Origin of the sequence: Streptomyces sp. DI166, assembly GCF_900091315.1 — a bacterium.
In the GTDB taxonomy this organism is placed as follows: Bacteria; Actinomycetota; Actinomycetes; order Streptomycetales; family Streptomycetaceae; genus Streptomyces; species Streptomyces fuscus.
This window is the reverse complement of record NZ_FLSP01000179.1, coordinates 1-8,154: the sequence shown is the minus strand read 5'-3', so window position 1 is coordinate 8,154 and position 8,154 is coordinate 1. Positions and strand designations below refer to the sequence as shown.

4 protein-coding genes and 1 pseudogene are annotated in these 8,154 nt (G+C 73.3%); 4 read left to right on the top strand and 1 reads right to left on the bottom strand.

Annotated elements, in window-relative coordinates; translation table 11 throughout:
* The 4 genes and pseudogenes from GA0115233_RS39080 to nudC all read left to right on the top strand — a co-directional run.
* Window positions 1-1,622: pseudogene (locus GA0115233_RS39080) on the top strand (PD-(D/E)XK nuclease family protein); the annotation flags it as partial.
* A 91-nt stretch (window positions 1,623-1,713) separates the two neighbouring features.
* Window positions 1,714-5,166, top strand: coding sequence for an ATP-dependent DNA helicase (locus tag GA0115233_RS39075; protein ID WP_093725439.1), 3,453 nt, complete (start codon window positions 1,714-1,716; stop codon window positions 5,164-5,166).
* Between the two features lie 10 nt (window positions 5,167-5,176).
* Complete coding sequence (locus GA0115233_RS39070) at window positions 5,177-6,580, top strand: dipeptidase (protein WP_093725437.1); 1,404 nt, start codon at window positions 5,177-5,179, stop codon at window positions 6,578-6,580.
* Window positions 6,581-6,736: 156 nt separating this feature from the next.
* Window positions 6,737-7,684 (top strand): NAD(+) diphosphatase, encoded by a 948-nt coding sequence (nudC, locus tag GA0115233_RS39065; protein WP_176712104.1) that lies wholly within the window; start codon window positions 6,737-6,739, stop codon window positions 7,682-7,684.
* Window positions 7,685-7,764: 80 nt separating this feature from the next.
* Here the strand turns inward: nudC and GA0115233_RS39060 are convergent, their stop codons facing one another.
* On the bottom strand, window positions 7,765-8,007 hold the full coding sequence (locus tag GA0115233_RS39060) for a mycoredoxin (RefSeq protein ID WP_037886733.1): 243 nt from the start codon (window positions 8,005-8,007) through the stop codon (window positions 7,765-7,767).
* Window positions 8,008-8,154: the final 147 nt, after the last annotated feature.

Here is an 8,154-nt window from a genome sequence, read left to right as displayed (position 1 = left end):
CGCGGGCGGCGGTACGGCCGAGGAGGCGCTCTGGGTCCTGTGGGAGGGCACCCCCGTGGCCCGGGCGCCTGGAGCGGGCCGCCCGCCGCGGCGGCGCCGCCGGACGCAACGCGGACCGCGACCTGGACGCCGTATGCGCCTTGTTCGCGACCGCCGCCCGCTCCGAGGAGCGCACCGGAGGGCGGGGCGCGCTGAACTTCCTGGCCCAGACCGAGGCCGAGGACATCGCCGCCGACACCCTCACCCGGCGCGCCCTGCGCCCCGACGCGGTGCGCCTGATGACCGCGCACCGCTCCAAGGGCCTGGAATGGCGTCTGGTCGTCGTCGCGGGCGTCCAGGAGGGGCTGTGGCCCGACCTGCGCCGCCGCGGCTCCCTGCTGGAGGCCGACCGCATCGGCCGCGACGGACTCGCCGAACCGCTCACCCCGGGCGCGCTGCTCGCCGAGGAACGCCGCCTGTTCTACGTGGCCGCCACGCGCGCGCGTGAACGCCTCGTCGTCACCGCGGTGAAGGCCCCCGCGGACGACGGCGACCAGCCCTCCCGCTTCCTCACCGAACTCGGCGCCGAGCCCAAGGACGTCACCGGCCGCCCGCGCCGCCCCCTGTCGGTCGCCGCCCTGGTCGCCGAACTGCGCGCCACGACCGTCGACCCGCGCGTGTCCGACACGCTCAGGGAAGCGGCCGCCCGCCGCCTGGCCCGGCTCGCCGCGCTCACCGACGAGGACGGCCGCCCGCTGGTGCCCTCCGCCCACCCCTACCGCTGGTGGGGCATGTTCGACCCGACCGAGAGCAGGGTGCCGCTGCGCGACCGCGACCAGCCCGTCGTGCTCTCCGGCAGTGCCCTGGACCAGCTCGCCAACACCTGCGCCCTGCAGTGGTTCCTCGGCCGCGAGGTGAAGGCCGACGCGCCCGCGACCGTCGCCCAGGGCTTCGGCAACGTCGTGCACGTCCTCGCCGACGAGGTCGCCTCCGGGCACACCCCGGCCGACCTCGCCGTCCTCATGGAGCGCCTGGACTCCGTGTGGAACGCGCTCGCCTTCGACGCCCCGTGGAAGTCGGAGCAGGAGAAGGAGCACGCGCGCGTGGCGCTCGAACGGTTCCTGAAGTGGCACGTCACGGACCGCACCGGCCGTACACCCGTCGCCAGCGAGCACGACTTCGACGTCACCCTCGAAGCGGGCGACTACGAGGTCCGCATCCGCGGCCAGATGGACCGCGTCGAGACCGACGGCGAGGGCCGCGCGTATGTCGTCGACTTCAAGACCGGCAAGCAGGCCCCCAGTTCCGCCGAGGTGGCCCGGCACCCGCAGCTCGCCGTCTACCAGCTCGCCGTCCGTGAGGGCGCCGTGGACGACGTCTTCGACGGACACCGCCCCGAGCCGGGCGGCGCCGAGCTCGTCCACCTGCGCCAGGGCGCGGCCAAGCGGGACGGCGGAGAGACCCTGCCCAAGGTGCAGGCCCAGGAGCCCCTGGAGGGGGAGTGGGTCGGGGAACTGCTGGCCACCGCCGCCGGAAAGGTCCTCGACGAGCGGTTCTCACCGAAGACCGGCCAGCACTGCGGCCACTGCGCGTTCCGGGCGTCGTGCAGCGCCCGCCCCGAGGGTCGGCACGTCGTGGAGTGACGGACAGCACCACCCGTGCTGACCTGCGCTTCTTCCCGACGGGAGGGCAATCCGTCATCCGGTGTCAGTGGCCGCCGCTAGCCTCTCTGAGGTGCCGCCACGTATCACCGATCCCGATCAGCTCAAGGAGCTCCTCGGTATCCCGTTCACCCCGGAGCAGACGGAGTGCATCACTGCGCCGCCCGCCCCGCAGGTGATCGTGGCCGGAGCCGGTTCGGGCAAGACCACGGTGATGGCCGCGCGCGTGGTGTGGTTGGTCGGCACCGGCCAGGTCGCCCCCGAGCAGGTCCTCGGCCTGACCTTCACCAACAAGGCCGCCGGTGAACTCGCCGAGCGCGTCCGCAGGGCGCTGATCAAGGCGGGCGTCACCGACCCCGACGTCATCGACCCGGACAACCCGCCCGGCGAGCCGGTCATCTCGACGTACCACGCCTTCGCCGGCCGCCTGCTGACCGACCACGGCCTGCGCATCGGCCTGGAGCCGTCCTCCCGGCTGCTCGCCGACGCCACCCGCTACCAGCTCGCCGCGCGCGTACTGCGCGAGGCACCGGGCCCCTATCCCGCGCTCACCCGCTCCTTCGCCGACCTGGTCAGCGACCTCCTCGCGCTCGACGCCGAACTCTCCGAGCACCTCGTACGCCCCGAGGCCCTGCGCGCCCACGACGCCGGACTCCTGCTCACCCTGGGCGGCGTCAAGCTCACCAACGCCGACCTGCGCAAGGTCCCCGAGACGCTCGCCGCCCGCCGCGAACTGGCCGACCTGGTGGTCCGCTACCGGGCCGCCAAACGCGAGCGTGACCTGCTCGACTTCGGTGACCAGATCGCCCTGTCCGCACAGCTCGCGCGGATCCCCGAGGTGGGCCGCGCCCTGCGCGAGGAGTTCCGCGTGGTCCTCCTCGACGAGTACCAGGACACCTCCGTGGCCCAGCGCGTGCTGCTGGCCGGCCTGTTCGGTGGCGGCACCGGACACCCCGTCACCGCCGTCGGTGACCCCTGTCAGGCGATCTACGGCTGGCGCGGCGCCTCCGTCGCCAACCTCGACGACTTCCCCGAGCACTTCGCGCACGCCGACGGCCGCCCCGCCACCCGCCAGGCCCTCAGCGAGAACCGCCGCAGCGGCGGCCGCCTCCTCGACCTCGCCAACGGCCTCGCCGAGCCCCTGCGCGCCATGCACGCGGGCGTGGAGGCCCTGCGCCCGGCCCCTGGTGCCGAGCGCGACGGCACGGTCCGCTGCGCGCTGCTGCGCACGCACGCCGAGGAGATCGACTGGATCGCCGACTCGATCGCCCACCTCGTCGCCACCGGCAAGGCACCCGGCGAGATCGCCGTACTGTGCCGTACGGCCACCGACTTCGCCGAGATCCAGGGCGCGCTGGTGGCCCGGGACGTGCCCGTCGAGGTGGTCGGCCTGTCCGGGCTGCTGCACCTGCCGGAGATCGCCGACCTGGTTGCCGTCTGCGAGGTCCTCCAGGACCCCGGCGCCAACGCCTCCCTGGTCCGCCTGCTGACCGGCCCGCGCTGGCGCATCGGCCCCCGCGACCTCGCCCTCCTAGGCCGCCGCGCCCGCAGACTGGTCGCCCACGCGCGCGTGGACGACGACGACCCGGACCGGCGTCTGGCCGAAGCCGTCGAGGGAGTCGACCCCGCCGAGGTGATATCGCTCGCGGACGCCCTCGACACCTTCCTCGAAACCCCCCTCGACGGGGACGACGACGGGCTGCCCTTCTCGCCGGACGCGCGCGTGCGCTTCGCCCGCCTCGCCGCCGAACTGCGCGACCTGCGCCGCTCGCTGGCCGACCCGCTGATGGACGTCCTGCACCGCGTCCTCGCCGTCACCGGCCTGGAGGTCGAACTGTCGGCGTCCCCGCACGCCCTGGCCGCCCGCCGCCGCGAGACCCTGTCGAACTTCCTGGACATCGCCGCCTCCTTCGCCGCCGGGGACGGCGAGGCCAGCCTGCTCGCCTTCCTGGGCTTCCTGCGCACCGCCGCCCAGTACGAGAAGGGCCTCGACAACGCCCTCCCAGGCGGCGAGAACACCGTCAAGGTGCTCACCGCGCACAAGTCCAAGGGCCTCGAATGGGACGTCGTCGCCGTCCCAGGCCTGGTCACCGGCACCTTCCCGAGCAGCCAGGGCCGCGAGAAGTGGACCTCCCAGGCACGGGTGCTGCCGCACGCCCTGCGCGGCGACGCCGACACCCTGCCCGACGTCCTGTCCTGGGACTCACGCGGGCTGAAGGACTTCCACGAGGCCATGAAGGAGCACCAGCACACCGAGGAACTCCGCCTCGGCTACGTCACCTTCACCCGCCCCCGCTCCCTTCTGCTCGGCTCCGGCCATTGGTGGGGGCCCAGCCAGAAGAAGCCGCGTGGCCCCTCCGACTTCCTCCAGGCCCTGTACGACCACTGCGTCGCCGGGCACGGCGAGATCGAGGTCTGGGCCGACGAGCCCGCCGAGGACGAGGAGAACCCCGCCCTCCACACCGCCGACGCCGACCAGGTGTGGCCGCTGCCCCTGGACGAGGCGGCACTGGCCCGGCGCAGGGCCGCCGCCGAGACGGTCCTGAGGTACCTGGAGGGGCTCGACGCGCCCGCGGACTCCGAGGCCGCGGCGGCGGCGCAGGCCCCGCAGACCGCGTACGACCCTGACTGGCCGCCGCCCCCGGAGGACGAGGAGGACTACGTCGGGGCACCGGAAGACGAGTTCCCCGTCGACGCTCCGCCCGAGGAGGACCCCTTCCCCGACGACTGGGACTCCTGGACCCCCGACCATCCCACCGTCCCGCACCAGGCGCCGTCCCCCGACCGCCCTTCCCTCACCCCCGAGGAGGCCCGCACCATCGCCTCCTGGGACCGCGACCTCGACGCCCTCACCGGAGAGCTGCTCCGCGCGCGGGAGAGCGTCACCGAGGTGCCCCTGCCCGCGTCCCTGACCGCCTCCCAGGTGCTGAAGCTGGCCGCCGACCCCGACGGCCTCGCCCAGGAACTGGCCCGCCCCATGCCTCGCCCGCCGCAGCCCGCGGCGCGCCGCGGCACCCGGTTCCACGCCTGGGTCGAGACCCGGTTCGAGGAACTGACCCTGCCCATGCTGGAGCCCGAGGAGCTGCCCGGCAGCGAGGCCGAGATCGCCGACGAACGGGATCTGGAAGCGCTCAAGGAGGCGTTCGAGCGCACCGAGTACGCCCACCGCACGCCGTACCGCGTCGAGGCCCCCTTCCAGCTCCACCTCGCGGGCCGGGTCGTCCGGGGCCGCATCGACGCCGTCTACAAGAACGGCGACGGCGAGGGAACGACGTACGAGATCGTCGACTGGAAGACCAACCGCGGCCGCACCGCCGACCCGCTCCAGCTGGCCGTGTACCGGCTCGCCTGGGCCGAGCAGCAGGGGGTGCCGCTGGAGTCGGTCGGCGCCGCGTTCCTGTACGTGCGCACCGGCGAGGTGGTCCGTCCCGAGGACCTTCCGGACCGGGAGGCGCTGGAGCGGCTGGTCGCCGGGGAGCCGTCGTGTGACGAACCGCCCACAAAGGATGTCGGTGCGGGCCGATAGGCTCGTGACCATGAGCCAGACCCCGGACAGCGCCGTCCGTACGTACATCGAGCAGCACCGTGCCGCCTTCCTCGACGACCTCACCGCATGGCTGCGCATCCCCTCCGTGTCGGCCCAGCCCGACCACGCCCCCGACGTACGACGCAGCGCCGACTGGCTCGCCGCAAAGCTCACCGCGACCGGCTTCCCGACTGTCGAGGTCTGGCCGACCGAGGGCGCGCCCGCGGTCTTCGCCGAGTGGCCCTCCGGTGACCCGGAGGCGCCCACCGTCCTGGTCTACGGCCACCACGACGTGCAGCCCGCCGCCCGCGAGGACGGCTGGGACAGCGACCCCTTCGAGCCCGTCGTCCGCGGAAACCGCCTCTACGCGCGGGGCGCCGCCGACGACAAGGGCCAGGTGTTCTTCCACACACTCGGCGTCCGCGCCCACCTCGCCGCGACCGGCCGCACCAGCCCGGCCGTCAACCTGAAGCTGCTGATCGAGGGTGAGGAGGAGTCCGGCTCGCCGCACTTCCGCGCCCTCGTCGAGGAGCGCGCGGACCGGCTCGCCGCCGACGCCGTGATCGTCTCCGACACCGGTATGTGGTCCGAGGACACCCCCACCCTGTGCACCGGTATGCGGGGCCTCACCGAGTGCGAGATCCGGCTGTACGGCCCCGACCAGGACATCCACTCCGGCTCCTTCGGCGGCGCCGTGCCCAACCCGGCCACCGTGGCGGGCCGTCTGGTCGCCGCCCTGCACGACGAGCACGGGCGCGTGGCGATCCCCGGCTTCTACGACGGCATCGTCGAGCTGACCGACCGCGAGCGGGAGCTGTTCGCCGGGCTGCCCTTCGACGAGGCGAGCTGGCTCAGCACCGCCAAGTCGCACGCCACCCACGGCGAGGCCGGATACACCACCCTGGAGCGGATCTGGGCCCGTCCCACCGCCGAGGTCAACGGCATCGGCGGCGGCTACCAGGGCCCGGGCAACAAGACGATCATCCCCTCCGACGCCATGGTGAAGCTCTCCTTCCGGATGGTCGCGGGCCAGGACCCCGGCCACATCGAGAAGGCCGTGCGCGCCTGGGCCGCCGAGCAGGTGCCCGCCGGAATCCGCTGCGAGGTCGTCTTCGGCTCGGCCACGCGCCCGTGCCTGACGCCGCTGGACCATCCCGCCCTGCAGTCGGTGGCCCGCGCCATGGGCCGCGCGTTCGAGAAGCCGGTCGGCTACACCCGCGAGGGCGGTTCCGGCCCGGCCGCGGACCTCCAGGAGGTCCTGGGCGCCCCCGTGCTGTTCCTCGGCATCTCGGTCCCCTCCGACGGCTGGCACGCCCCGAACGAGAAGGTCGAACTGGACCTGCTGATGAAGGGTGTCGAGACCACCGCGTACCTGTGGGGCGACCTCGCGGAGAACTGGCGCCATGCCCCCTGAGCACGCCCTTCGGTCCAGAGCGGCATCCCGCGCGGGGCACACTGGTAGCACCGCCCCGCACCCGACCGCCGCGCCGGACCCGGTCCCCTCCCGTCCTACGTCCCGCTGAACCGCCCGCCGATACCAACCGTTCCACCGGGGGAGTTGGAAGCACCCGTGACCACCTGGACCGACCACACCGCCGACCGCCCCATCTCGCTCACCGCCCCGAGCGGCATCGACCGCGCCGCCCACCACCGCCTGGACGAGGCCTGGCTGGCAGCGGCGTGGAGCCACCCCACGACCCGCTGCTTCGTGGTCTCCGGCGGCCAGGTCCTGATCGACGAGACGGCGGACGGCCGTACCGAACTCGTCATGACCCCCTCCTTCGAGGCCCCCCTCACCGAGGCGCACCGCTACTTCCTCGGCATCGACGAGGACGGCGTCAGCTACTTCGCGCTCCAGAAGGACTCGCTGCCCGGACGGATCGACCAGTCCGCCCGCCCGGCGGGACTGCGCGAGGCGGGCCTGCTGCTGTCCCCGCGCGACTGCGGGCTGATGGTGCACGCGGTCGGCCTGGAGAACTGGCAGCGCACCCACCGCTTCTGCTCGCGCTGCGGGGAGCGCACCGTCATCGCCGCGGCCGGTCACATCCGCCGCTGCCCGGCCTGCGGCGGTGAGCACTACCCGCGCACCGACCCGGCCGTGATCATGGCCGTCACCGACGCCGACGACCGCATCCTGCTGGGCCGCCAGGTCCACTGGCCGGAAGGACGCTTCTCCACGCTGGCCGGCTTCGTCGAGCCCGGCGAGTCCATCGAGCAGACGGTGCGCCGCGAGGTGTTCGAGGAGGTCGGCATCATGGTCGACCGGGTCGAGTACGTCGCCAGCCAGCCCTGGCCCTTCCCGTCCAGCCTGATGCTGGGCTTCATGGCCCGCGCCACCTCCACCGAGGTCGACGTCGACGGCGACGAGATCCACGAGGCCCGCTGGTTCTCCCGCGACGAACTCCGCGCCGCCTTCGAGTCCGGCGAGGTGCTCCCGCCCTACGGCATCTCGATCGCGGCCCGCCTGATCGAGCTCTGGTACGGCAAGCCGCTGCCGACCCGGACCAGCTTCGTCTGACACGGCGCGGGGCGATACGGCGGAAGGCGGCTCCCCACCCGAGGGGGAGCCGCCTTCCGAAGCGCCGCACTGAGGGTCGGTCAGACCCCGATCTTCTGCTTGACCTGAGCCAGCGAGGGGTTGGTCAGCGTCGAGCCGTCCGCGAAGAGCACGGTCGGCACCGTCTGGTTTCCGCCATTGGCCTTCTCGACGAACGCCGCGGAAGCCGGGTCCTGCTCGATGTTGATCTCGGTGTACGCGATGCCCTCGCGCTCCAACTGCTTCTTCAGCCGCTGGCAGTAGCCGCACCAGGTGGTGCTGTACATCGTCACAGTGCCCTGCATGTCTCGCGCGCTCCTTCGATGGCTCGGGGACCAGCTCGTCCAGAGGGGAAACGTACGCCACCCGCGCCGCCATTCCCACCGGGGGTATGTCCGCCGACGTGACGTCCGCCGCATCGCCGCCCGGCTCCCCTCGTGACGCCTGTCGCA